At 72.6% G+C, this 25,153-nt stretch carries 16 protein-coding genes and 1 pseudogene; 11 read left to right on the plus strand and 6 right to left on the minus strand.

The features are described from left to right. Positions 1-4: 4 nt before the first annotated feature. The 3 genes from QSK45_RS16660 to QSK45_RS16670 form a co-directional block, all read right to left on the minus strand. On the minus strand, positions 5-439 hold the full coding sequence (locus tag QSK45_RS16660; protein WP_285557561.1) for a DUF5959 family protein: 435 nt from the start codon (positions 437-439) through the stop codon (positions 5-7). A 129-nt stretch (positions 440-568) separates the two neighbouring features. Beyond that, a complete protein-coding gene (locus tag QSK45_RS16665) occupies positions 569-1,417 on the minus strand; it encodes an NmrA family NAD(P)-binding protein (protein WP_285557563.1) in 849 nt (282 codons plus the stop codon). After that, positions 1,414-1,839 (minus strand): nuclear transport factor 2 family protein, encoded by a 426-nt coding sequence (locus QSK45_RS16670; protein ID WP_285557565.1) that lies wholly within the window; start codon positions 1,837-1,839, stop codon positions 1,414-1,416. Before QSK45_RS16670 ends, QSK45_RS16665 begins: the two co-directional genes overlap by 4 nt. 86 nt (positions 1,840-1,925) lie before the next feature. Between QSK45_RS16670 and QSK45_RS16675 the strand changes: the two genes are divergently transcribed. The 3 genes from QSK45_RS16675 (at position 1,926) to QSK45_RS16685 (ending at position 6,342) form a co-directional block, all read left to right on the plus strand. Further along, on the plus strand, positions 1,926-2,534 hold the full coding sequence (locus QSK45_RS16675) for a TetR/AcrR family transcriptional regulator (protein WP_285557567.1): 609 nt from the start codon (positions 1,926-1,928) through the stop codon (positions 2,532-2,534). A 377-nt stretch (positions 2,535-2,911) separates the two neighbouring features. Next, on the plus strand, positions 2,912-4,291 hold the full coding sequence (locus tag QSK45_RS16680) for an MFS transporter (RefSeq protein ID WP_285557569.1): 1,380 nt from the start codon (positions 2,912-2,914) through the stop codon (positions 4,289-4,291). Positions 4,292-4,395: 104 nt separating this feature from the next. Then, complete coding sequence (locus QSK45_RS16685; RefSeq protein WP_285557571.1) at positions 4,396-6,342, plus strand: helix-turn-helix domain-containing protein; 1,947 nt, start codon at positions 4,396-4,398, stop codon at positions 6,340-6,342. 226 nt (positions 6,343-6,568) lie between these two features. Here QSK45_RS16685 and QSK45_RS16690 read toward each other — a convergent pair whose 3' ends face one another. Continuing rightward, positions 6,569-7,924 carry an MFS transporter gene (locus QSK45_RS16690; protein WP_285557572.1) on the minus strand — a complete coding sequence of 452 codons (1,356 nt, stop codon included), beginning with the start codon at positions 7,922-7,924 and terminating at the stop codon, positions 6,569-6,571. A gap of 695 nt (positions 7,925-8,619) precedes the next feature. On the opposite strand from QSK45_RS16690, the gene QSK45_RS16695 reads away from it, so the two are divergent. The 5 genes from QSK45_RS16695 to QSK45_RS16715 are packed head-to-tail and all read left to right on the plus strand — an operon-like array spanning position 8,620 to position 20,269. Further along, positions 8,620-14,703 carry a type I polyketide synthase gene (locus QSK45_RS16695; protein ID WP_285557574.1) on the plus strand — a complete coding sequence of 2,028 codons (6,084 nt, stop codon included), beginning with the start codon at positions 8,620-8,622 and terminating at the stop codon, positions 14,701-14,703. Then, complete coding sequence (locus QSK45_RS16700; RefSeq protein ID WP_285557576.1) at positions 14,700-16,514, plus strand: non-ribosomal peptide synthetase; 1,815 nt, start codon at positions 14,700-14,702, stop codon at positions 16,512-16,514. Before QSK45_RS16695 ends, QSK45_RS16700 begins: the two co-directional genes overlap by 4 nt. A gap of 34 nt (positions 16,515-16,548) precedes the next feature. Further along, positions 16,549-18,336, plus strand: coding sequence for a type I polyketide synthase (locus tag QSK45_RS16705; RefSeq protein WP_285557578.1), 1,788 nt, complete (start codon positions 16,549-16,551; stop codon positions 18,334-18,336). Next, a complete protein-coding gene (locus QSK45_RS16710) occupies positions 18,333-19,577 on the plus strand; it encodes a cytochrome P450 (RefSeq protein ID WP_285557705.1) in 1,245 nt (414 codons plus the stop codon). The genes QSK45_RS16705 and QSK45_RS16710 overlap by 4 nt, the downstream gene beginning before the upstream one ends. Continuing rightward, positions 19,574-20,269: a formyltransferase family protein gene (locus QSK45_RS16715; protein WP_285557580.1), complete on the plus strand. Its 696-nt coding sequence runs from the start codon at positions 19,574-19,576 to the stop codon at positions 20,267-20,269. The genes QSK45_RS16710 and QSK45_RS16715 overlap by 4 nt, the downstream gene beginning before the upstream one ends. On the opposite strand, the gene QSK45_RS16720 is transcribed toward QSK45_RS16715, so the two are convergent. Beyond that, positions 20,208-20,741, minus strand: a complete 534-nt coding sequence (locus QSK45_RS16720; protein WP_285557582.1) for a hypothetical protein — start codon at positions 20,739-20,741, stop codon at positions 20,208-20,210. The two genes, QSK45_RS16715 and QSK45_RS16720, sit on opposite strands and share 62 nt — an antisense overlap. 170 nt (positions 20,742-20,911) lie before the next feature. Here QSK45_RS16720 and QSK45_RS16725 point away from each other — a divergent pair, with 170 nt between their 5' ends. Further along, positions 20,912-22,114: a serine/threonine-protein kinase gene (locus QSK45_RS16725; protein WP_285557583.1), complete on the plus strand. Its 1,203-nt coding sequence runs from the start codon at positions 20,912-20,914 to the stop codon at positions 22,112-22,114. A 212-nt stretch (positions 22,115-22,326) separates the two neighbouring features. Beyond that, positions 22,327-23,298 carry a hypothetical protein gene (locus tag QSK45_RS16730; RefSeq protein ID WP_285557584.1) on the plus strand — a complete coding sequence of 324 codons (972 nt, stop codon included), beginning with the start codon at positions 22,327-22,329 and terminating at the stop codon, positions 23,296-23,298. Positions 23,299-23,351: 53 nt separating this feature from the next. On the opposite strand, the gene QSK45_RS16735 is transcribed toward QSK45_RS16730, so the two are convergent. Further along, complete coding sequence (locus QSK45_RS16735) at positions 23,352-24,383, minus strand: alpha/beta fold hydrolase (protein ID WP_285557586.1); 1,032 nt, start codon at positions 24,381-24,383, stop codon at positions 23,352-23,354. A gap of 183 nt (positions 24,384-24,566) precedes the next feature. Here QSK45_RS16735 and QSK45_RS16740 point away from each other — a divergent pair. After that, a pseudogene (locus tag QSK45_RS16740) lies at positions 24,567-25,070 on the plus strand (GNAT family N-acetyltransferase); the annotation flags it as partial. Positions 25,071-25,153: the final 83 nt, after the last annotated feature.

Below are 25,153 nucleotides of genomic sequence, written 5' to 3' on the forward strand. Positions count from 1 at the left end.
TCGTTCAGTCCTCGGTCATGGGCCAGGTCTCCCGGACCGAGTCCAGGCGTCGGTACGCGTCGTCGAACCAGGCGTCCGCCAGGGGGACGGTGACCGTCACCGTCGTCAGGGACATGGAATCGTCCCTGATCGTGACCTGGCACCGGTCGTCGTCGTCTTCGTCGCGTTCGATCAACAGCCACGCAGCGCGTCCTCCCTCGCGCCAGGCGATGTCCCGGCCCACGTCGAGCGAGTCCAGGGCCCGCTGCCACTGGCGCAGGTCCTCGGGGAAGATCCAGGTCCTGAGGGTGCCACGGACGAAGGGCGTATCGACGACGAACTCTCCGACCAGGACATCGGCCTCGGTGGGACGCCTCCGCTCCTCCTTCCCCGTGATCCGGAGAAGGACACGGTTGCCGTTCCCCTCCAGACGGATGAGGTCGACAGGATCCTCGACCATGACCGCTCCTCCCGACTCGCGCGTGTCGCCGAAGACTAGCCGTCGGCACGGACACAGGACCGGGCGAGGTGCACCGGAGCCGCCGTCGGACGAACGGCACCGGGGCCGGTCGGGCCGGCTTCCGGAGCGTCAGTCGTCGCGTCGCGTCTCCCTTGCGAGAACGGCCCGGAAGGTGTGCGCGGGGCGGCCGGTGAGGCGTTGGACGGTGTCGGTGACGCGGTCCTCCGCCCCTTCGGCGATGGCACGGTCCATGCCGGCCAGTATCGCGGCGAACTCCACCGGCAACCGCGCCGCGAGGCGATCACGCATCTGCTCGTAGGACAGCCGGCGGTGGACCACGGTCCGGCCGGTGACCTCGGTGACGATCCTGGCGATGTCGTCGTAACCGAGTGCCTCGGGGCCGGTGATGACGAGGTCGGTGTCGGGGGCTTGTTCGTCGGTCAGGGCGCGGACGGCCACGGCCGCGATGTCCTCGGCGTCGACGAAGCCGACCCGGCCGCTCTCGGTGGCGGTCCAGATGGTGCCTTCCGCACGGATGCTCACGGCGTGCGCGTGCGTGCCGGTGAAGTTCTGCATGAACCACGAGGGCCGCAGTACCGCCCACTGTTCGAACAACTCGGGCAGGGCCTGGTGCACCTCTCCCACCGCCGGGCCGCCTCGCGGGATCGCCGAGGAACTCAGCAGTACCGCGCGGTGCACGCCCATGCTGCGGGCCTGCCGGAGGAACGGCAGCATGACCGCCGCCGGGTCGGCCTCGCCCAGGGGCGGGATGAGGGAGACGCGGTCGACTCCGTCGAGGGCGGCTGTGTGGGTGGCGGGGTCGTACCAGTCGAAGGGGACCGGCTCGGCGCCGGCGACCGCAGTGGCCTTGCGGCTGGCGGCCTTGACGCGGTGGCCTGCGGCCGTCAGCTGCGCGGCGGTGCGGCTGCCGGTGGTGCCGGTGGCACCGATGACCAAGGTGGTGCCGGCGGTGGTCATCGGCTGCTCCCGGTGAAGTCGGCGCCCGCCCCGATGACGGCGAGGGGGTTCCAGTAGTCGCGATAGGAGGTGATGCGCCCGTCCCGGACGGTCACGACGGCGACGTAGGTCATGTCGTAGGGAGCGCCGGTCCCCACCACCCGGCCCACGCCGCGCATCTCGACCACGATGGTCTCCGGATCGGTGGTCTGGTGGATCCGCAGGTCGGGGAAGTCGTGCAGGTCGATGTGGTCGGGATAGGGGCGCATGTAGGCGGCGACGGCCTCCTTGCCCTCCAGACGCCGGGGCCAGCCGTCGGGGGCGAAGGGGAACTCCATGAGGCCGTCCTCGGCCCACAGCGCCACCCACGCGGGGATGTCCTTGTCGAGGAGCAGTCGCAGGCTGTGGCGGTACAGCTCCGCCGGGGAAGTCGGTGCGGACATGGGTGTCCTCCAGCTCGTAGAATCCGGACTGCGGGTCCGTTTCGACGATACGGACCACGGGTCCGCTTTGCAAACGAAGGAGCAGCATGCCCGAGCGCAGATCCCGCAAGGACGCCGCCCGCAACCGGGAGGCCGTCCTCGCGGCCGCCGACGCCCTCTTCGCCCGCCGCGGAAGCCCCGAGGACGTCACCATGGCCGACGTCGCGGCAGCGGCCGGCGTCGGCAAGGGCACGATCTTCCGGGCCTTCGGCGATCGCGCCGGGCTGCTCCGCGCGCTGTACGAGGTGCGGCTCGAACCGATCAGGGAGGCCGTCGAGGCCGGCCCACCGCCCCTGGGCCCCGCCACCCCACCACGAGATCGCGTGCCCGCCCTGCTCGACGCCGTCCTGTGCTTCAAGCTCGACAACCGGGGCCTCGCGACGGCCCTGGAGGAAAGCGGGAGCGGCAGCCCGTACCAGGCGGACCATTACGAGCGGTGGCACAGCCTGCTCCAGAGCGTGCTGGAGCAGATTCCCGGCCTGGCCGACAGCGGCTTCACCGCCCACGCCCTGCTCGCCGCCACGCGAGCCGACCTGGTCGAACACCTGGCCGGGGAAGAGCGCGTGCCGCGGGAGAGGATGCGGGCCCAGCTGGCGGACCTCACCGCCAGAGTCCTGGCCTCCGGCCCACCGCAAGGGCCGGGCCACGAGGGGTGAGCGGGGCTCGGGCGAGCCCTCGACGGAGAACCGGGACAGGCCCGACGCCGCTCCATCCGCCCGCACCGGGAAACCGGCCGCGGCCTGCCGGAGGAGGCCGTGTCCGCGCGGGAGTCGCGGGCCGGTTCCCGAGGGTGGACCCGCTCGCGGCTCTCACCGCGCGGTCCGCCGGGCCCACCCGCGCGGTCAGCGATTTCCGAGCCGGACGCGCGGACACCCCCCGATTCCACCGCGGTTCTCGCCCGCGTCGGCATGGTGGCCGCACGCATAGGCGGGACTCGAACTATGTTGCCCCGCCACATATGCGCCTGACCTGCGTGTTTCTACGGTGTGCCGACACGTTCCCCCTCCCCACCGCACACAAGGAAGTGGCGCACATGGCCTCCGGAAACACCGCTCCCCCGCCCTCCGCCGGGCTCGGCAGAATCGTCGCCGCCAGTCTGATCGGGACCACCATCGAGTGGTACGACTACTTCCTCTACGGTTCGGCCGCGGCCCTGGTGTTCGGGCGGGTGTTCTTCCCCGAGTCGGATCCGCTCACCGGGACCCTGCTGTCCTTCCTCACCTACGCCATCGGTTTCGTCGCCCGGCCCGTCGGCGCCGTGGTGTTCGGACACTTCGGTGACCGCCTGGGCCGCAAGAAGCTCCTCGTGATCAGCCTGCTGATGATGGGGCTTTCCACCGCCCTGATCGGGTGTGTCCCCGGATATCGCACGATCGGCGTCGCGGCTCCCCTGCTGCTGACCACGCTGCGCCTGATCCAGGGCTTCGCCCTCGGCGGCGAGTGGGGCGGAGCGGTGCTGCTGGTGTCCGAGCACGGTGACGCGAAGCGGCGCGGATTCTGGGCGTCCTGGCCGCAGGGCGGCGCGCCGGCCGGCAACCTGGTCGCCGTCGGGGTGCTGTCCCTGATGACCACCGTGCTCAGCGACGACGCCTTCAACTCCTGGGGCTGGCGGGTGCCGTTCCTGCTCTCCTCCGTACTGGTCATGATCGGCCTGTGGATCCGGCTGTCCGTCGACGAGTCCCCGCTGTTCAAGGAGGCGTTGGCCGCGGCGGAGCGACGCAAGGCGGAACAGCGTGCCGAGCGGCCGCCGTTGGTCGCGGTCGTCCGCGACCACTGGCGGGACATCCTGGTCGCGATGGGCGCGCGGATGGCCGAGAACATCTCCTACTACGTGATCACCGCCTTCGTCCTCACCTACTGCGTCGAGCACCTCAAGATCGACAAGCAGACGTCGCTGAACGCGGTGCTGATCGGCTCCGCCGTGCAGTTCTGCCTGATCCCGCTGTTCGGCGCCCTCTCCGACCGGGTCGGGCGCAAGCCCGTGTACCTGGTGGGGGCGGTCGGCGTGGGCCTGTGGTCGTGGGCCTTCTTCGCCCTGCTCGACACCAGGTCGTTCCCCGCCCTGGTCCTGGCCGTGACCGTCGGACTCATCTTCCACAGCGCCATGTACGCGCCCCAGGCGGCCTTCTTCTCCGAGCTGTTCGCCACCCGGATGCGCTACACTGGCGCGTCCATCGGGGCCCAGCTCTCCTCGGTGGCGGCCGGTGCCCCCGCCCCGCTGATCGCCACCGCGCTGCTCAGCTCCTACGGCGACTCCACTCCGGTCTCGGTGTACGTCGGCCTGGCCGCCCTGATCACCGTGATCGCCGTCGTCGCCGCCCGGGAGACGCGCGGCAGGGACCTGGCCGCGATCGAAACGGACGGTGCCACCGAACGGACCGCCACGGACCGGCGGACGGCCGCGTCCACCTGACGTTCGGGTCCGCCCGATCGTCGTGTCCACCCGACGGCCCGGTATCACTCCCGGGCCGCCGCTCGCCGGTCAAGTGCCCCCGACTCAGCAACGGTTGCCCGCCCATGTCGCACAGTCCCACCTCCGTCGCCCCGCACCTGCGCCGACTGCTCGAACTCCTCGCCGCGGGCGCCCCCGCCGAGGAACTGGGCACCGTGGCCGCCGAGGCGCGCCGCGCCGGTGCCGGGGCCCAGGACCTGGCGGAGGTCGAGCGGGCCGCCGAGGCGGCGTTGCGGGTGCGGGACACGCTGCGGCAGCACCGGCGCCGGGAGGCGGAGCTGACCGCGCTCTTCGACACCGCGGGCGACCTGGCGGCCCTGCGCGACCTGGACGCCGTACTGCACTCCATCGTCCGGCGGGCGAGGATGCTCCTGGGCACGGACACGGCCTACCTCACGCTGGCGGACGAGGAGGCCGGGGACACCTATATGCGGGTCACCGACGGCTCGGTCTCGGAGCTGTTCCAGAAGCTGCGCCTGCAAATGGGAGAGGGGCTCGGTGGCCTGGTCGCGCAGACCGCCCGTCCCTACGCCTCCCCCGACTACCGCACGGACGGCCGTTTCCTGCACACCGGCAGCATCGACGCCGGCGTCCTGGACGAGGGCCTCGTCGCGATACTCGGGGTGCCGCTGCTGCTGGGGTCGGGGAGCGGCGGCCAGGTCATCGGGGCGCTGTTCGCGGCGGACCGTACGCCCCGCACGTTCGCCCCCGAAGAGGTCGCCCTGCTGTGCTCGCTGGCCGACCACGCCGCCATCGCCATCGACACCGCCAAGGCGATGGCCGACGCACGGATCGCCCTGGCCGAACTCGCCGAGGCCAACGCCGTGATCCGGGAGCACTCCGCGGCCATGCAGCGGGCCGCGGAATCCCATGACCGGCTCACCGATCTCGTGCTGCGCGGCGGTGACGTGTCGGACGTGGCCGCCGCCGTGGCCGGCCTGCTGAAGGGGGACGTCGCGGTCCACGACGGCTCCGGGTGGCCGCTCACCGCGGTCGGCGGCGGCGCGTTCACCAGGGGTGCGGACGACCCCGGCGGCGCCGCGGAGGCGGCCGCGCTGGTCGCCGCGGCGGAGACCTCACGGGCGGCCGCCCACGCGGTGTTCCGCGACGGGCGCTGGGTCTGCGCCGTACTGGCCGGACAGGAACTGCTGGGCTGCCTCGTCCTGTACGGGCGGCCGGAGCTCGACGACCCCGACCGGCGCCTGTTCGAGCGGAGCAGCGTCGTCACCTCCCTGCTGCTCCTGCTGCGGCGTTCGGTCGCCGAGACCGAGAACCGCGTCCGCGGCGACCTGGTCACCGATCTGCTCACCGCGCCCGACCGCGACCCGGCCGGCCTGGTGGCCCGCGGCCACCGCCTCGGCATCGACCTCGACCGGCCCCACTTCCTGCTCGTCGCCCGGACCGGCGACGCGGCGCGCGAACGGCTCGCCGACGCCGCGGTGCAGTACCTGTTCGGTTGCGGCGGCGTCAGCGCGGTCCACGAGGGCGCCGTGGTGCTGCTGCTGCCGAGCGCCGGCCCGGGGCCGGGCGAGGCGGCCCGTGCCGCCGCCTCGCAGCTCGGCCGGCTGGCGGGCGCGGAGGTCACGGTGGCCGGTGCCGGCCCGGCGGCCGGGCCGCGGGCGATCGCCGACGCGCACGCCGAGGGGGTGCGCTGTCTGAAGGCCATGCATGTGCTCGGCCGTACCGGGGGCGGCGCGTGCGCCGCCGAACTCGGCTTCGTGGGCGTGCTGCTGGGCGACGACCACGACGTGGACGGCTTCGTCGCCGCCACCCTGGGGCCCCTGCTGGAGTACGACGCCCAGCGCGGCACCCACCTGGTCCGCACCCTGCGCGCCTACTTCGGCTGCGGCGGGAGCCTGACCCGGGCGAAGGAGGAACTGCACGTGCACGTGAACACGGTCGTGCAGCGACTGGACCGCATCCAGGCCCTGCTCGGCCCCGACTGGAACACCCCCGAGCAGACGCTGGAACTCCAACTCGCCCTGCGCCTGCACCTGTTGTCGGGGGGCTGACCACCGGTCCGGACCGCGGCGCGAGCGCGCGCCGTACCCCCGGCCCCCGCATGCCCACAGTGCGGGTGGGTGCTTCGGACGGCGGGCGTCCCGGTGTGGTCACTCGTTCGGGATGCACCCGGCGCAGGACCAGGGAGGCCAGACTGTGACCGCGTACCAGGAGAAGGACCGACGCCCTCCGGGGGATCGAGGCCGGCGCGGTCCGGAGCGTTCCGCGCCGGAGCACTCACTTCCGCCGGGCCAGCGCGATGCCTCCGGCGCCGAGCGCGCAGGCGAGCGCGGCGGCCAGATACGCGAGGTGATAGCCCCCCAGCCGGGTATCGGCGGTCGCCGCGAGCAGGACCAGGGCGGCGACTCCCGCGCTGGAGCCGATCTGCTGGGCGACGACGTTCACGGCGCCGGCGACGGCGTGCCGGTTCGGGGGGACGTCGCCGAGGCCGGAGGTGGTCATCGCGGGGAAGTTCAGGCCCTGACCGAAGCCGCTGATCACCAGGCCGGGCATCACGTGCAGCAGATAGCTGCCGTGCGGCGGGGTGGTCATCCACAGGGCCGTGCCCGCACCGATCAGGAGGAGACCGGTGACCATCAGGGCGCGCGGGCTGTACCTGGCCAGCAGGCGTCCGGTGGCGAAGGTGGCCGTGAGGAAGACCGTCAGGGACATCGGGACCAGGGAGAGACCGGATTCGACCGGCGAGTAGCCGAGCATGCCCTGGAGGTAGAGCGGCGCGAAGAACACGATCCCGACCGACGCCGTGTACTGGAGGAACGCGGCCGCGGTGGCGAGCCGCACCGAGGGGACCCGGAAGAGGGAGAGGGGCAACAGCGGGTCGGGCGTGCGGTGTTCGTGCACGGCGAAGAGCACGAGGAACACCATGGCGGCGGCGATCAGGGCCCCCGCCCACACCCCGCCGAGGCTCACACCGATCACGAGCAGGGCGAGACCCAGGGTGCCGCACATGGCGCCGGCCATGTCCAGTGGGACCCTGGTGCCGGACCCGTCGGGCAGTCCGGTCCGGGTGACCGTGAGCACGAGCGCGCCGAGCACCACCGAGAACCACAGGACCGAGCGCCAGCCGAGGAACTCGGTCAGGACGCCGCCCAGCAGCATCCCGCCGCTGAAGCTGGCGGCGCCGACCGCGGCGTACACGCCCAGCGCACGGCCGCGCCGCGGGCCCTCCGGGAACACCTCGGTGAGCAGGGCCAGCGCCGCCGGCCCCGACAGGGCGGCGCCGATGCCCTGGACCGCCCGCGCGCCGAGCAGCACCGCGCCGTCCGGCGCCACGGCTCCGGCCAGTGCGGCCAGCGTGAACAGCGCGACTCCGGCCTCGAAGACCCGCCGCCGGCCGAACACATCGGCCAGTCGGCCGCCCACCAGGAGGAATCCGGCGAACGTGACGGAGTAGGCCGTCATGACCCACTGGAGCGCGGTGTCGCGCAGGTCGAAACGGGCTCCGACCGACGGCAGGGCCGCGTTCAGCACGGCCATTCCGCTGAGATCCAGCGCGAGCGCCCCGGCCAGCACCCCGAGCGCCAGGCCCGGCCGGTGCGACAGGACCCGCCCCGGTGACGACGTGTTGAGCATGGCGGTGCGGCTCCCTCTCCCCAGGACAAGAACCCCCTAAGACGATCACCGCGAATCACACAGGTCAATCGCCTGTTTTCCAACTGGCTTGAAACAAGACGAAGTTCATGTGGTCTGCCCTCGGGCATGCCCGGAGAACCGGCCACGGGGGAGCGAAATCCTGCCAGTGCGCCTTCCGGCCAGCAGGCACTCTTGTCTCACCGATCACCGGATGGCAGGCTGACGTTCGCCGATCGGGTGAGCACCTCGTCATGCGGTTCGTCCGGGGTGATACGGACCGCGGTGCCCATCGGCAGTGTCCGTGCACGTGAGGGGTTTCGCGTGCGCTTTTTCGCAGTCGAACGCAATTGACCGTGAGCTGATTCTGTCGGGTATGACTCAACGGGGGCGGTCACAGTGCAGTCATTGGGTTTTCGGCAGCTCCGCCTTCGGGTACGAGGCGGCACGATCCGTCGAGCGTGAGTCGACAGCCATCCGCTGACCTCGGATGCGCGATCGCTCGGCACATTCCCTCCAACTCCTTCCATCAGCGCCTGACGGCTGATTCCGCGTGCGTGGTCACGCGTCGAAGCGCTCGACGCGACCGCGTGATTCTCCGTGCCGCCAGCCATCTCCCGATTTCCGGGCCGACCGGCCGACCCATTCCATCCGCCCTGCCGAGGAGCGAAATGCCCCAAGAGCGCGGAGCGCGCGACGTGCGTGCCGTAACAGACTTTCTGCTTTCTCGCTTCGTCGAGTTGCTGGACGTTTCCAGGGACGCGGTGGACCGCTGGGCCCCGATGCACCAGTACGGACTGGACTCGGCCAAGGCGGCCACTCTCGCCGCCTCGTTGTCCGAATTCCTCGGCCGGCCGGTTCCGGTCACCTGGATGTGGGAGTACCCGACCGTCGACGAACTGTGCCGGGCACTGGTCGAGGGTCCGCCGCGGGCCGAGGAGGGTGCCGCTCCCGGCAGGGACCGCCGCGGGGCGCCGTACGAGCCCGTCGCGATCGTGGGCATCGGGTGCCGGTTCCCGGGCGGTCCTGATCCCTCCTCCTTCTGGCGGCTGCTGACCGAGGGCCGCGATGCCGTCGGGCCGGTGCCGGCCGCGCGGCGCGAACTCCTGGGCGACAGGGTGCGTTGGGGCGGGTTCATCGACGGGATCGACCGCTTCGACCCGCTGTTCTTCGGCATCTCGCCCCGGGAAGCCGTCCAGATGGACCCGCAGCAACGCCTGGTGCTGGAGCTGGCCTGGGAGGCGTTGGAGGACGCGGGGGTCGCGCCGCTCGGTCTGGTCGGCAGCGACACGGGGGTGTTCATGGCCTCCTGCTGGGGCGACTACGCGGCGCTCGCGCACTATCGCGGCCCGGACAGCCAGATCACCCCGCACACGGCGACCGGCATGCACGACGGCATCATCGCCAACCGCGTCTCCTACGTCCTCGGGCTTCAGGGCCCGAGCATGGCCATCGACGCCGCCTGTGCCGGATCGCTGGTCTCCGTGCACCTGGGCTGCCAGTCGATCTGGATGGGCGAGAGCGAGCTGGTGCTGGCCGGTGGCGTGAACCTGAGCTTCGTCTCCGACTACTACACCGCCATGGACCAGATGGGCGCGCTCGCCCCGGACGGCCGCTGCAAGACGTTCGACGCCCGCGCCGACGGCTACGTGCGCGGTGAGGGCGCCGGAGTCGTCGTACTCGCCCCGCTGAGCGTGGCGTTGGAGCGCGAGCTGCCCGTCTACTGCCTGATCAAGGGCAGTTCGGCCAACAACGACGGGCTGAGCAACGGCATGACGGCGCCCAATCCCCAGGCGCAGGAGCTGATGCTCCGCACCGCGTACCGCCGGGCCGGCATCGCGCCGTCCCTGGTGGACTACATCGAGTGCCACGGCTCCGCGACCCCGCTCGGCGACCCGATCGAGGCCAACGCCATCGGCGCGGTCCTGGGCGGCGACCGCCGGACGCCGCTGCGGCTCGGGTCCGTCAAGTCCAACGTCGGACATCTGGAGGCGGCGGCCGGCATCGTCGGCCTGGTCAAGCTCGCACTGTCGATCCGCAACGGCGTGCTGCCCGCGAGCCTGCACTACGCCACCCCGAACCCGCAGATCCTGTTCGACGACTACCACCTCACGGTGCAGGACCGGCTCACCGCGTGGCCGCGCCGGTCCGACGCGCGCCGCGGGGGCGTCAGTTCCTTCGGCTTCGGCGGCGCGATCTGCCACGTCGCCGTCGAGGAACTGCCGCGTCCCGAAGGAAGGTTGCTGCTGCTGGCCGAGGACTCCCCCGAGGCACTGGCGGAACGGGTCCGGGCGCTGCGCGACGAGCACGATCTGCGGGCACTCTGCGGGCGGCGGCCCGGGGCGGGAAGGTTCAGGCTCGCGGCGGCCGCCCGCGACATGAGCGAACTCCGGTCGCAACTGGACGCCTTCGAAGCCGGTACGACGGCCCCCGGGCTGAGTACCGGGGAGACCAGCGGACACCGGCCGCGGGTGGCCTTCCTGTTCTCCGGCAACGGGTCCCAATGGGTGGGAATGGGACGGCAGTTGCTCGCCGGAATGCCCGTGTTCCGCCGGTCCATGATGCGCTCGGACCGGCGGATGCGGGAACTGCTCGGCTTCTCGCTGGTGGACCAGCTCCTGTCCTCGGACGGGCGCTTGGACGACATGGACGTCTTCCAGCCGCTGCTCTTCTCCATGCAGGTCGCGCTGGCCGACGCCTGGCGCTCGCTGGGGGTCGAGCCGGACGTGGTCGTGGGACAGAGCGTCGGCGAGTTCGCCGCCTCCCACGTGGCCGGTGCGCTCGACTTCGAGGACGCCTCCCGGCTTGCCGCCTGCCACGGCCGGCTGCTCCAGCAGCTGGCCGTCGGCCGCGGCGAGGGCATCGTGGTCACGACCGGCGCCGACGCCGTCGAGCGGTACCTCACCGGGCAGCTCACGGTCTCCGGCCGCAACGGCCCGGACTCCACACTGGTCACCGGCACTCCGCAGGAGATCGACGCACTCGTCCGGCGGCTGACCGAAGAGGGCGTCACCACCCACCGGGTGCGGATGGGCCACGCACCGCACTCGCCGCTGGTCGACCACGTCCTCGCCCCGCTGCGGGCCGAACTCGCCGGCCTCGGTCCCCGGACGGCGCGCATCCCGATGATCTCGACGGTCACCGGCGAACGCGTCGACGGCACGGAACTCGGGCCGGACTACTGGGCGGACAACCTCCGCTCCGAGATCCGGATGGTCGACGCCCTGACCAACCTGCGCGACCACGACGTCGACGCCGTGATCGAACTCAGTCCGCACCCGGTCCTCCTCAAGTCCGTGTCCGAGATCCTGACGGCGGCCACCCTGCCCTCGCTCCGGCGCGGTGCCGACGAGGCCCTGACCCTGCTGGGTTCGCTCGGCGCGCTGTACGCCGCGGGCCACCCCGTCACGGCGGGCCCCTTCCTCGCCGGTGACCGGGGGCGGCACGTCGCGCCGAGCCGGGGCGGCGGCGCCGCGGGCGAGGAACGGCTCTGTCTCGTACCGGTCTCCGCGCACTCCGCGGCCGCGCTGGCCGACACCTGCCGCGAGCTGTCCAACCACGTCGAACGCGACCCCGGCCTGCGGGTCCGCGACCTCGCCTATACGCTCGCGACCAGGCGCACCCACCAGAACCACCGGGTGGCGCTGCTCGCCGCCGGCCGGCAGGACGTCCTGGACGGGCTCGCCCGGCTCGCCGCCGGCCGCCCGCACCCCGACGTCCTCACCGGCACGGTCTTCGGCAACACCGACCGGCGGGTGGCGCTGGTGTTCTCCGGCGGGGGGACGCACTGGGTCGGCATGGGCCGCGAACTCATGCGCGCGCACCCCGGGTTCCGCACCTGGATGCGGGCCTGCGACACCGCCGTACGCGCGGCCGGCGGCTGCTCGGTGCTCGAACAGCTCGACGCGCCGGACGGCGAGGCCAGGTTCGAGGAGATGGACTTCCAGCAGCCGGTCCTGTTCGCGTTGCAGGTCTCCCTGGCGAAGGTCTGGCTCGGGCTCGGCATCCGGCCGGCCGCCGTCGTCGGCCACAGCCTGGGTGAGGTCGCGGCCGCGTGTGTCGCGGGCGCGCTGTCGCTGGACGACGCCGCCCGTGTCGTCGTGGCGCGGTCGCATCTGCTCGAACGGAAAGCGGCTCCCGGTGCCATGATCTCGGTCGACCTGCCGGAGCGCGAGCTGCTGCCGTGGCTCGCGCCGTACGCCGGGCACGCGGCCGTGGCGGTGGTCAACAGCCCCACCAGCGCGGCGGTCTCGGGTTCGCCGGACGCGGTCCGGGCGCTGGAGGCCGATCTGCGGCGGGCCGGGATCTCGACCAGGAACATCCGGGTCGAGCGGCCGGTGCACAGCCCCGGCATGGACCCGTTGATCGAGCCGCTGCGCGAACTCATCGCCGGCATCACGCCCTCGGCCGGCACCATCGACTTCCACTCCACGGCGCTGGCCGACTCGGTCAACCCGGTCGTGGACGTCGACTACTGGGTGCACAACCTGCGCAACCAGGTCCGGTTCGCCCGGACGATCGGTTCGCTGGTCGCGGACGGCGTCGGTACCTTCGTGGAGATCGGCCCGCACGAGACGTTGCGCGGCGCGGTCGAGGAGATAGCGGTGACCCGTGGGGCACGGGTGCACGCGGTGAACTCCCTGCGGCGCGGCGAGAGCGATCTGCGGTGCCTGCTGGAGGCGGCCGCCTCGCTGCACGTCAGGGGCATCCCGCTGACCTTCGACGCGTTGTTCGGCGACGACGTCGAGGTGGTGGAGACCCCGCTCGTGCAGTGGCAGAAGGAGCGCTACTGGCTGGACGCGGCACCGGCGCCCGCTCCCGCGCCTCGCGTCGACGCCGCCCCGGCGCCCGTCGAGGCGGCCGTGGCCGAGCCGGTGGGTACGACCGCACCGGACAGGTCGGTGGAGGAACTGGTCCTCGGCGAGATCGCCGACGTGCTGGGCGTGCCGGAGGACCGGTTCGACGCGGGGGCGAGCCTGCGGGACTTCGGTCTCGACTCGATGCTGGCCATCCGCCTGGTCAACCGGGTGCAGTCGCTGTTCGGGCAGCGGGTGTCGCCGGTGGTGTTCCTCGACGGGCGGACCGTACCGGAACTCGTCGGGCATCTGACCGAGCTGGTCGCGGGTGCGGGCACGGTGGACGGGACGGCGGCGGGCGCGGGGGCGCCCCTCCCCCCGGGACCCACCGCGTCGGCCCCGGTCGCCCCGGCTCCCCCGGCGCACGCCGACCCGGCGCGGACGCCGTACGTCCGCCCGGGGACACCGGCCGACCCGACACCCGCGCCCCCTCCCCGGCCCGCCCTGGCCTTCCTCGACGACCTCTCCGACCTGGACGCCGAGGAACTCCTCGACGAACTCGCCGCGCGCGGCCTCCTCGACCCCACCGACGCCCCGGCCCTCGACCAGCTCCGCGCCGACGGTCTCGGTCTCGAACTGGCGCCGGCGTCGCACGGCCAGGCCTCGCTGTGGTTCATGCAGCAGATCGCGCCGGACGCCGTGCCGTACAACTTCATGGTGGCCGCCCGGATCCGGGCCGAGGTCGACGCACAGGCGCTGGACCGCGCCATGACGGCCGTGATGCGGCGGCATCCCGCGCTGCGCACCGTCTTCGTCGAGGCGGGCGGCAACCCGTACCAGGTCATCCTGGACGAGCCGGAGTACGAGTTCCTCGTCGTGGACAGCACGCACCTGGACGACGAGCAGGCCCGCGAGGAACTCGCGGTCTACGGTCACCTGCCGATGGACCTGGACAACGGGCCGCTGGTGCGCGTCGTCCTGATGGAGCGGGGGCCGGCCGACCACTACCTGCTGGTCCTGGTGCACCACATCGCGTCCGACGCGGCGTCGGCCGATGTGATGATCCGCGAACTCCAGCGGTTCTACGAGGGCGTCGGTCCCGACGACGGCGAACCCGTCGCCCCCTACACCGACTTCGTCGAGTGGGAACGGCAGTGGCTGGCGAGCCCGGCGGCCGAGGCGGCACTGGACTGGTGGTCGCGGCGCCTCGCCGATCCGCCCGCCCACCTCGACCTGTCCCCCACGGAGCGCCCGCCAGGCGTCACCTACGAGGGCCGCGACCTCACCTTCCGCTGGAGTCCCGAGGAGACGGTCCGACTGCGGGAGTTCGCCGTGCGTGAGGGGGTGTCGATCAGCACCGTCGTGCTGGCGGGGTTCTTCGCGACGCTCAACCGCGCGGCCGGCGTCGAGGACTCCGTGCTCGCCACCGCCATCGCCCAGCGCGGCGAACCCGGCCGGGAGTCCGCCGTCGGCTACTACCTGAACACGGTGCTGGTACGCGCGAACCCGGCCGGTGACCGGAGCTTCCGGGAACTGCTGCGCGAGGTCCACGCGTTCTCGCTCGGCCTGCTGGAGCACATGAACTACCCGCTCGACCTGCTGGCCCAGGCCCTGAAGCCGCCCCGGGCCGAGGGCCGGTCCCCGTGGTTCGACGTCGTGCTCAACTGGCTTTCCTCGGACGCCTTTCCGCGCTCCGTGAAGCTCTTCCACGGCATCGGCGACACCATCGCCCCCGGCAGCGCGCTGCCGCTGGAGCCGCTGCCCGTGCGCAGGCACCTCGCCAAGTTCGACCTGGAGATCTCGATGGCCGACATCGGCGGCGAAGTCGTCGGCCACGTCCAGTACAAACCGAGCTACCTGGAGAAGCGGACCGTGACGGCACTGCTCACGCTCTACCGCACCGTGCTCTTCGACTCGATCGCCCATCCCGACCTGGCACTCGACGACATCGCGCCGGGCGGCCGTCCTGAGGAGACGGACCAGTGACCCAGACCCTGCACACCAGGTTCATCGAACAGGCCGGGAAGAACCCGGACGCCACCGCGATCTACTCCGACGCCGGCGTGCTGACCTACCGCGAGCTGGACGAGCGGTCCCGGGCGCTGGCCGAACGGCTCGTCGCCGAGGGCGCGGGTCCCGGTGTCCCGGTCGGCGTCTGCGTCGAGCGCACACCCGACCTGGTCGTCGGCATCCTGGCCGCCCTGCGCGCCGGTTCCTGCTACGTGCCGCTGGACCCGAGGTACCCGGCCGAGCGGCTGGATCTCATGGTCCGGGACAGCGGCACCCGGCTGCTGTTGACCACACCGGCGTCCCGCTCGAACTGCCCCGCGGGACCGACCCTGGTCGTGCTGGACGGCACCGTGACGACCGAGCCCGGCGAGCGGCCCGTACCCGTCGTACCCGCCGACACCGCCTACGTGATCTACACCTCGGGCACCACCGGGCGCCCCAAGGGCGTGGCGATCCGGCACAGCGGCTGCGCGGCCATGCTGTCCGCCTGGGACCTGGCGCTCGCCGACCGCGACCTCGGCGGCGTCTGCGCGGCCAGTTCGATCTGCTTCGACATGTCCGTGATGGAGATCTTCCCCGCGCTGAGCCTGGGCGGCGCCGTCGTGCTCGTGGAGAGCACCGTCCACCTGCCCGAGAGTCCGTACGTGGACAGGGTCACGCTGCTGCACGCCATCCCGTCGGTGATGAACGCCCTGCTCGACGCGGGCGGGCTGCCGCCGAACCTGCGCACGGTCGTGTTCGGCGGCGAGCCGCTGCGGCGCGGGCTGGTCGACCGGGTGTACGCGGAGACCGGCGCCGACCAGGTCTTCAACGCCTACGGCCCCACCGAGGGAACCGTCTTCTGCACGCTGGGACCGGTGCCGAGGGACGGGACCGGTGAGCCCACGATCGGCGCTCCCGCGGCCGGGGCCCGCCTCTACGTGCTGGACGAGAACCGCGAACCGCTGCCGGCGGGTGTGCCCGGCGAGCTGTACCTCGGCGGCGCGGGCGTCGCCCACGGCTATCTCAACCGGCCCGAGACCACCGCCGAGCGGTTCGTGCCGGACCCGTTCGTGGACGGCGCGCGCATGTACCGGACCGGCGATGTCGTCATCCGGACCGACAGTGGTGAACTGGAGTTCGTCGGTCGCACCGACAACCAGGTCAAGGTGCGCGGCCACCGCATCGAGCTGGAGGAGGTCGAGTCCCGGCTGACCGGCTGCCCCGGGGTCCGGGAGGCCGCCGCCGCCGTCCGGGGCCGCAGGCTCGTCGGCTACGTCGTGGCCGAGGGCGACGCCCGGGGCGGCGTCCGGACGGACGCCGGGCTCCAGGCGGCCCTCACCGGCAAGCTCGCCGCCGAACTGCCCGAGTACATGGTGCCCCAGGCGATCGTCCTCCTCGACGAGCTGCCGTCGACGCCCGCCGGAAAACTCGACCGCGCGGCGCTGCCCGAGCCGCCGGCCGCCGGTGCCGGGCCCGTGACGGCCGCCGGAACGCCGACCGAGGTGGCGCTGTCGGAGATCTGGGGCCAGTTGCTCGGCCTCGAACCGGCGGGCATCGACGTCCGGGCCGCCTTCTACGACCTCGGCGGCGACTCGCTCCTGCTCGTCCGGCTGGCCCGGCTGATGACCCGGCGCTTCGACCGTCGCGTCCGGGTGCCCGACCTCTTCCGCTTCCGTGACATCCACTCCCTCGGCCGCTGGCTCGACGAGGAGGGCGACGCCACCCCCGAGGTGGTCGAGTCGGCCCGCCGCCGCGCCGCCGTCCGCCGCGCCGCGCTGCGCGGCCGCGCCGCCTCCGGCAACTGAGCCACCACACCGACGACTCGATCAGGAGCCCCTCATGTCCGACCGTCCCGAGCAGGACTACGACCCGGGCGACGTGGCCGTCATCGGCATGTCGTGCAAGGCGCCCGGCGCCCGCACCAAGGAACAGTTCTGGGACAACCTCGTGCACGGCAGGGAGTCCGTGCGCTTCCTGGAGAAGGACGAGATCAAGGTCGACGAGACTCTGGTCAACAACCCCTTCTACGTGCGGGCTTGCGGCACGCTCGACGGGTACGACGCGTTCGACCCCTCGGTGTTCGGCATCAGCGACCGGATGGCGGCCGCGATGACCCCGGAGAACCGGCTGTTCGTGGAGAGTGCCTGGGAGGCGCTCGAGGACGGCGGGTACGACCCGGACCGGATCCGGGGCGAGGTGGGCGTCTACGGCGCCAACAACCCGCAGACCGCCGCGCTTTACGGCACCCCGCCGGACCGGGTGTCGGTGGGCCCGGAGGCGATCGAGCACGGCCTGGCGTGGTCGCCGGACACCATGACGTCCAACGCGCTGTACTACATCGGGCTGACCGGCGAGGCCGTCACCGTCACCACCGCCTGCGCCGGCTTCCACTACGCGGTGCACCTGGCCTGCCAGTCGCTGCTGCTCGGCCAGACCGACATGGCGATCGCCGGTGGCGCGATGGTCCGCCTGCCGCACCCGCGCGGCCACCTGTGGGAGGAGGGCCGCATCCTGTCCAGGGACGGCCACTGCCGCCCGTTCGACGCGAACGGCACCGGCGCCTCCCTCTCCAGCGGTGTCGTCACGATGCTGCTCAAGCCGCTGACCCAGGCCGTCGCCGACCGCGACCACGTCTACGCCGTGGTCAAGGGCTCGGCCATCAACAACAACGGGGTGAGCGCGATGGCCTACGGCCTGGCGCAGCCGGAACGGCTCAGCGCGTGCATCGCGGCCGCCATGCAGGTCGGCGGCGTCACCCCGGACACCGTGTCCATGTACGAGGCCAACGGACTCGGGCTGCCGATCACCGACCAGCTCGAAGTGCACGCGGTGGGCATGGCGTTCGGCAAGCAGACCGGCACCTGCTCGATCGGCGGGGTCAAGGGCAACGTCGGCCACGGCGGCGTGGTCGCGGGCGGCTTCGGCGCCATGAAGGCCGCGATGGCGCTGTACCACCGGACGCTGGCACCGACGATCAACCTGACCGAGCCGGACCCGGAGATCGACTTCCCCAGCACCCCGTTCACCCCGCAGCTGGAGCCGGCGGACTGGCGGCCGGAGGCCGGCATCCGCCGCGCGGGGATCACGGCGATCGGGGGTGGCGGCTACAACGGGCACCTGGTGCTGGAGGAGCCGCCGGCCCTCGCCGAGCGCACCCCCGAGGCCGTCGGCAGGCCCCGGCTGGCCACGCTGTCCGCCCTGGACGACGAGGCACTGGCGCAGCAACGCGCCCGGCTGCGGGACCGGTTGGCGGCCGACCCGGACCTGCGTCTGGACGACGTGTGCTTCAGCCTCAACCTGGGGCGCCGCATGATGGAACGCCGGTGGGCGGCCGTGGTCCGCAGCCGGGAGGAGCTGATCGAGGCGCTGTCCACCGGCTCCGCCCACGGCCCGGCCGCCGCGACCGGCGCCGCGCCGCAGGGGGGCACCGACTCCCTCGCCCGCGACGACAACGGGCTCGTGCCGTCCCGGACGGACGACGAGCGGGCGCTGCTCGAACTCGCCGCCGCCTGGGTGAACGGCCGGCGGGTGGACTTCGGCGCCCTGCACCAGGGCGAGGCGAGCCACCGCGTGCCGCTGCCCACGTACCCGTTCCGGCCGCGTCGCTACTGGCGCACGGAATGGTGACCGCGGGCACCCCGGCGCCGGCCACGGTGGACCTGGGCGACCCGAACACCTTCGCGGACCACGACCTCGACGGGTTCTGGCGCACCCTGCGGGACACCGCGCCGGTGCACTGGAACCCCCCGGTCGACGGCCGCCGCGGATTCTGGGTCCTCTCCCGCTACGACGACATCGTGGACGCCTACCGGGACGATCTGAACCTCACTTCCGAGCGCGGCAACGTGCTGGTCACGCTGCTGGGCGGCGGTGACGCCGGGGCAGGGCGGATGCTGGCGGTCACCGACGGACACCGGCACCACGAGCTGCGCAAGATACTCCAGCGGGTGCTGTCGCCGCGGGTGCTCAGCGATGTCGCGGCGGCGGTGCGGGTCAACACCCGGCGGCTGATCCGCGAGGCCGTCGAGACCGGTGGCTGCGACTTCGCCGAACAGATCGCGAGCCGTATCCCGATGACCACGGTCTCCAACCTGCTCGGCGTGCCCGAACAGGACCGGGACCACCTCCTCACCCAGACCAAGACCGCGCTGTCGGCCGACACCGAGGACGTCGACGAGGTCGACTCCGAGATGGCCCGCAACGAGATCCTGCTGTACTTCATGGACATGGTCGAGGAGCGGCGGGCGTCGCCGGGCGACGACGTGATCAGCATGCTGGTCGCGAGCTCCATCGACGGGGTGCCACTGTCCGACGAGGACATCGTGCTCAACTGCTACAGCCTGATCATCGGCGGCGACGAGACCAGCCGGCTGACGATGATCGACGGCGTGCACACCCTCGCGGCCCGGCCCGAGCAGTGGCGACGGCTCAAGCACGGCGAGGTCGCGATCGACACCGCCGTGGACGAGGTGCTGCGCTGGGCGTCGCCCACCATGCACTTCGGGCGCACTGTCGTCCGCGAGACCGAACTGCACGGCACCCGGCTGCGGCCGGGTGAGATCGTCACGCTCTGGCACGCCTCCGGCAACCGGGACGAGCGGGTCTTCGACCGTCCCGGGACGTTCGACCTCGGCCGCACCCCCAACAAGCACCTGGCCTTCGGTTACGGCCCGCACTTCTGCCTCGGCTCGTACCTGGCCAAGGTGGAGATCTCCGAACTGCTCCTGGCGCTGAGGGACTTCACGACCGGCTTCGAGCAGACCGGCGAGGCGTCACGCATCCGGTCCAACTTCCTGACCGGGTACTCCACGCTGCCGGTGCGTTTTCGGCCCGACCCCCGCGGAATGAAAGAGGCGGCGATCCAGTGAACATCTACGTTTCGGGACAGGGGGCGTTCGCGGTGCAGGTCGCGGACGCCCTGTGGGAGGAAGGGCACCGGATCGCGGGGGTGGCCGCGCCACGGCTGCGCAAGGGGCACTGCGACGAGACCAACGCGCTGTCCTGGGACCGGCTGCGCGCGTGGGCGTACCCCAGGAGCCTCCCGTGGACCGACTCGGCCGAACTGCGCGCGATGCACATCCCGGACGGGGTCGACCTCATCGTCGCCGCGCACTCCCACGCCTTCATCGGCCGCCGGACGCGCGCGAGGGCCGCCGTCGCGGCGATCGGCTACCACCCCAGCCTGCTGCCGCTGCACCGCGGCCGGGACGCGATCCGCTGGACGATCCGCGACGGCGACAAGGTGACCGGCGGCAGCGTCTACCACCTCACCGAGCGCACCGACGCCGGTCCGATCGCCGCGCAGGAGCACCTGTTCGTGCCGCCGGGCTCGACCGCGGAGACCCTGTGGCGCGAGCACCTCGCCCCGCTCGGGGTGCGGTTGCTGGTGCGGGTGGTCGCCGATCTCGCCGAGGGCCGGCGCATCGAGGTCCCGCAGGACGAGAAGCTGGCGACCTGGGAGCCCGCGATGGGCGCGCCGCCGCTGTTCAAGCCCGAGCTCATCGCGCTGCCGGGGTCGGAGTTCGTCGACGGCAGCCGGTGGGCGCTGCACGCGCGGTGATCAGCCGGCGGCGTCGTCCCCGTCGTGGGGGACGCCGGCGAGACCCGAGGCCCGCGAGGAGTCCGGCGCGGTGGGCGTCGAGGCCGGGGGCGTAGGAGGCGCGCGGATCGGCCTCGTGCGCGCGGGCCGCCGCGGTCACCTCGTCGTCCCCGGTGTCCGGCGGAAGTGCCAGGTGGTACCGCCGGCCGGGCAGGCCCGTCACCAGTTCCCGTACGTCTTCGACGCCGCGCCCGATCAGCCCGGCGCGGCCGTCCGAGTCGGCGCACCGCACGCCGTCGCCGGCGCAGAGGAAGTAGGTGCCGCCGGTGTCGTCGCCCGCGATGCCGGTCAGCGGCGCGCCCGAGGCCGACTCGACCTCCTCACCGTGTTCCGCGCGCTCCAGGTCGAAGTCGAGGGGGAACGCGGCCAGTCGGGCCAGGCGGGGGCTGCGGCGGATCAGGTCGAGGGCGGAGGGGCTACCGGGGCCTGGCATGCCGCCGGCCCTGCGGTTCGTCGTGGCGGCCTCTCACGGGCACCCGGGGTCGGACGTGCGCCTTATGATCGACGGTGCATCGGCCCGCACGACTCGCCGCATACCCACCGCACACCCGCTCGGGCCGGCAGGACGTATGCCGTGGGGGCCGGGAAGGGGGGAAGGGCGTCGTGGAGGGGACCGAGCCGCACGCGGGCACCCGGGTGGGTCCGTACACGGTCGAACGGGTGCTGGGCGAGGGCGGCATGGGGGTCGTCCACCTGGCCAGATCGCGGGGCGGCCGTCAGGTCGCGGTGAAGGTGGCGCGCTCCGAGCTGGCCCGCGATCCCGGCTTCCGCGAGCGGTTCCGCGTCGAGGTGGAGGCGGCCCGGCGGGTCGGCGGATTCCACACGGCGCCGGTGGTGGACGCCGACCCCGACGCGGACACGCCCTGGCTGGCCACCGCCTACATCGCCGGGCCCACCCTCGCCGGACTGCTCACCGCGCAGGGCCCCTTGGACGAGGCGCGGCTGCGCGGTCTGGGCGCCGCCCTCGCCGAGGCCCTGGTGGCCATCCACGCCTGCGGGCTGGTGCACCGGGACCTGAAGCCGGGGAACATCATCATGGCCGCCGACGGGCCCCGCGTCCTGGACTTCGGCATCGCCCGCGCCGTCGAGAACTCCCGTCTGACGATGACCGGAACGGGCATGGGGACGCCGGGATTCCTCGCCCCCGAGCAGGCGGAGGGGCTCGATGTCACCGGTGCGGCCGATGTGTTCGCCCTGGGCGCCGTGCTGGTGGCCGCGGCGGGCGGCAAGCCGTTCGGCGACGGCACGCCCATGGCGCTGATGTACCGGTCGGTCCACCACGACGCCGACGTGAGCGCGGTCCCCGGCGCCCTGCGGCCGATCGTCCGGTCCTGTCTCGCCAAGGAACCCGGGCTGCGGCCCACCCCCGCCGCCCTCCTCGACGCGCTGGCCGCCGGCCCGCCGCCGGCCCCGGCGCCCACTCCCCCGCCCCCGTACGTGCCCACCGCCGTACCCCCGCCGCCGGCGTACGCCCCGCACGCCCCGACCGCCCTCTCCCAGGAGCCGGTGCCCGGTCAGGAGGAGCCCGAGTTCCTGGCGATGGACCGCAAGAACGCCGTCCTGGCGGACGCCCGGGGCATCTCCCTCGGCCTCAACGGCGCCACGATCGACCTGCCTTGGCCGTTCATCGCCCGGGTCGCCTACGAGCAGAACGTCCGCACCCGCGGGTTCGCGCTCACCGTGGCCGTGGACACCTACGCCGGCCAGCGGTACTTCTGCGCGGTGCGCACCCGCGAGGCCGAACAGATCGAGTCCTGGATCGACGACCTCGAAAGGCTGCTCGACCGCCATCTGCCCGGCCGCTGACGAGGGGCCCGCGGGCGCCACACGCCGTCAGGAGCCCCACAGGCACCACGCCCTGGCAGGTCGTGTGAGGAATCCCGGGATTTCTCCCGCCGCTTCCTCCCGTCCGCGCGCCCCCCGCTAGCGTGAGGCGGGTGACTCGACGAAGGACTTCCCGGACAGAGGCATCCCATCGATTACGACCCGGACCGGCCGCCCTGCTCAGGTCAGCGGCCGTGGCGTGCGCCGCCGCGCTGGTCGCCCTGGCCGTGCAGGCACCTCCGGCGCTCGCCGACGACGCCAGGATCTGCGGCCACCAGGTCGGCGGCGACATCCTGAGGAAGTACCAGGAGATGGGCGGGGAGACATCCCCTCTGGGCTGCCCCACGACGGACGAACTCACCACTCCGAACGGGCGCGGCAAATACAACACCTTCACCGGCGGCTCGATCTACTGGACCGCCACCACGGGAGCCCACCCGGTGTGGGGCGCGATCGGCGCCAAGTGGGGCGCCCTCGGCTGGGAGGCGGGCTCGCTCGGCTTCCCGACCGGCGACGAGCTGACCAACCCCGACGGGCAGGGAAAGCGCCAGCAGTTCGAGGGCGGGACCGTCTACTGGCACCCCACCCTCTCCCACGGCGCCCACCCCGTGTGGGGGAAGATCGGGGAGCTGTGGGGACAGTACGGCTGGGAGAGCGGGCCGTTCGGCTACCCGACGTCCGACGAGCAGCCGGACGACCCGGACAAGGAGGTCGTCCAGACCTTCTCCTCGAACAACCTGTCCCTCTTCTGGAGTCCGGGGAACGGTATCGAGGGGTGCCACGGCGAGTGCGTGGGCTACGAGGGCACCACCGGGACCGACTGGTTCAGGAAGGTGCGGGTGGAGATCCCGTACGGGTCCGGCGACGCCGTGGTCCGGCCGTACCCCACGGACGACGGATACCGTGACGCCCGCACCGACTTCCAGGGCGCGTGGGCGCAGCTGTGGCAGCTGGTTCCCTATCCGAACGACGTGGACGAGACCGAACACCGGTCCCTGTACGAGCAGTTCGCCTGCCACGCCAAGTTCGTCATCGAGGATCCGCTGGACGACAGTGGCTGGAGCACCGGCTGGACCTTCGACCTGGAGTCCTGGCACGCGGACGTGGGCATGGACAACGCCACCAGCCTGACCTACTTCCTGAAGCACCGGTGCAACTGGGACTGAGCTTCCCGGCGCAGGGGGGCCGGACGACTCGCGTCCGGCCCCCCCCTGTCGCGTCAGAGCCGGGCGGCGTCGAGGACGGCTCGGGCGAAGGCGGCGGGCGCCTCCTGGGGGAGGTTGTGGCCGACGCCCTCGACGACCCGGTGCTCGTAGGGGCCGGTGAATCGGTCACGGGTGCCGTCGCCGGGCGCGGTGAAGGGGTCGAGCTCGGGGCTCAGGGTGATGGTGGGGACGTGGATGGTGGGCCGGGTGGCGAGTTCCTTCTCGTAGCGGTCGTATCGGCGTTCGCCGTCCGCGAGGCCGAGGCGCCAGCGGTAGTTGTGGATGACGATGGCGGCGTAGTCGGGATTCTCGAAGGCCCGCGCCGTGCGCTGGAAGGTCGCTTCGTCGAACTTCCAGTGGGGTGAGACGAGTTGCCATACGAGACGGCACAAGTCGTCGCGGAGTGCGGGGTCTTCCATGGCGAGTCGGCCGCGTTCGGTGGCGAAGTAGTACTGGTACCACCAGTTGTGCTCGCCGGCGGGCGCGATCGGCGACTTCTGCGCCTCGACGTTCGTGACGAGGTACCCGCCGGTCGACACGAGCGCGCTGACCCGTCGCGGCCACAGCGCGGCGATGACGTCGGCGGTACGCGCACCCCAGTCGAAGCCGGCGAGGACGGCCTCGGGGATCTCCAGCGCGTCCATCAGCGCGACGATGTCCAGCGCGACCGCGGACTGCTGCGCGTTGCGGACCGTGCGGGAGGACCGGAACCGCGTGGTGCCGTGGCCGCGGAGGTAGGGGACGATCACGCGGTAGCCCCGCTCGGCGAGGAGCGGGGCGACGTCGACGTAGCTGTGGATGTCGTACGGCCATCCGTGCAGGCAGACGACGGCGGGACCGTGCGCCGGTCCCGCCTCGGCGTACCCGGTGTCGAGCACGCCGGCCTCGACCTGCTTGAGCGTGGGGAACGTGGTGTGTGCCGCGGGTACGGGCGCCGCGTCCGCCGTGCCGGGAGCGGCGTCCGCCGCCCGCGCCCCGGTCAGGGACAGCGCTGCCGCGCCGGTCCCCAGGCCGACGGCCTTGCCGAGGGTACGCCTGTCGATCATGTGAAAGCCTCCGTCGTCCGCTCCGCGCCGTGAGGTCGGCTCGTCGGTGACCGTACAGGCCGGTCGAGCGTCTCCGAAGGCGGCGCGGGCGGGAAGCGGTCACCGCCGAGGCGGCGGACCGATGGCGCGGACGACGGGACGATCACATGGGGGCCACAACGGCCGCCGGGCGAGGAGGAGTTCATGGAGCTGCGCAACGTCTTGCCGGACGACGTCGACGCCTACGTCCGGATGCGCTGCGATCCCGTCATGATGGCGGACCTCGGCGGGCCGCTGCCGCGTGCGGGGATGGCGGACAAGGTCCGCCGGGACGCGGCGGAGGCGGCGGCCGGCCGGGCGTGGCTGAGGATGATCGTGCCCGATCCGGCCCGGCCCGAGGTGGTGGCGGGGACGGTGACGCTGTGGGCCCACGACACCGGCGCCGGGCCGCTGTCCGAGATGGGCTGGATGGTCCTGCCCGAGTTCCAGGGCCGGGGGCTGGCCCGGCGTGCCGTCGTCGCGCTGCTGGAACAGGCCCGTGACCAGGACCGCTGGGGCGTCGTGCACGCCTTCCCGGCGACTGCCAACGCCCCGTCGAACGGCGTCTGCCGGTCCGTCGGCTTCCGGTTCCTCGGGGAGACCGCGACGCACTTCGCGGGCCGGACCCTCAGGACGAACCACTGGGTGGTGGACCCGGGGCGGGACCTGGTCCGAGGGGCGGACGGGGCTGATCCCGCGGGTGTTATGTTCCCCGGGCCCCGTTCCGTGGCCCCACGGCCATCACCGCAGGA

The organism is Streptomyces hygroscopicus subsp. hygroscopicus, assembly GCF_030269125.1.
In the GTDB taxonomy this organism is placed as follows: domain Bacteria; phylum Actinomycetota; class Actinomycetes; order Streptomycetales; family Streptomycetaceae; genus Streptomyces; species Streptomyces hygroscopicus_C.

Excerpts from the sequence above, each read along its gene's own strand:
- QSK45_RS16660 (WP_285557561.1), bottom strand. The coding sequence starts at position 439 with ATGGTCGAGGATCCTGTCGACCTCATCCGTCTGGAGGGGAACGGCAAC.
- QSK45_RS16665 (WP_285557563.1), bottom strand. The coding sequence starts at position 1,417 with ATGACCACCGCCGGCACCACCTTGGTCATCGGTGCCACCGGCACCACC.
- QSK45_RS16670 (WP_285557565.1), bottom strand. The coding sequence starts at position 1,839 with ATGTCCGCACCGACTTCCCCGGCGGAGCTGTACCGCCACAGCCTGCGA.
- QSK45_RS16675 (WP_285557567.1), top strand. The coding sequence starts at position 1,926 with ATGCCCGAGCGCAGATCCCGCAAGGACGCCGCCCGCAACCGGGAGGCC.
- QSK45_RS16680 (WP_285557569.1), top strand. The coding sequence starts at position 2,912 with ATGGCCTCCGGAAACACCGCTCCCCCGCCCTCCGCCGGGCTCGGCAGA.
- QSK45_RS16685 (WP_285557571.1), top strand. The coding sequence starts at position 4,396 with ATGTCGCACAGTCCCACCTCCGTCGCCCCGCACCTGCGCCGACTGCTC.
- QSK45_RS16690 (WP_285557572.1), bottom strand. The coding sequence starts at position 7,924 with ATGCTCAACACGTCGTCACCGGGGCGGGTCCTGTCGCACCGGCCGGGC.
- QSK45_RS16705 (WP_285557578.1), top strand. The coding sequence starts at position 16,549 with ATGTCCGACCGTCCCGAGCAGGACTACGACCCGGGCGACGTGGCCGTC.
- QSK45_RS16720 (WP_285557582.1), bottom strand. The coding sequence starts at position 20,741 with ATGCCAGGCCCCGGTAGCCCCTCCGCCCTCGACCTGATCCGCCGCAGC.
- QSK45_RS16735 (WP_285557586.1), bottom strand. The coding sequence starts at position 24,383 with ATGATCGACAGGCGTACCCTCGGCAAGGCCGTCGGCCTGGGGACCGGC.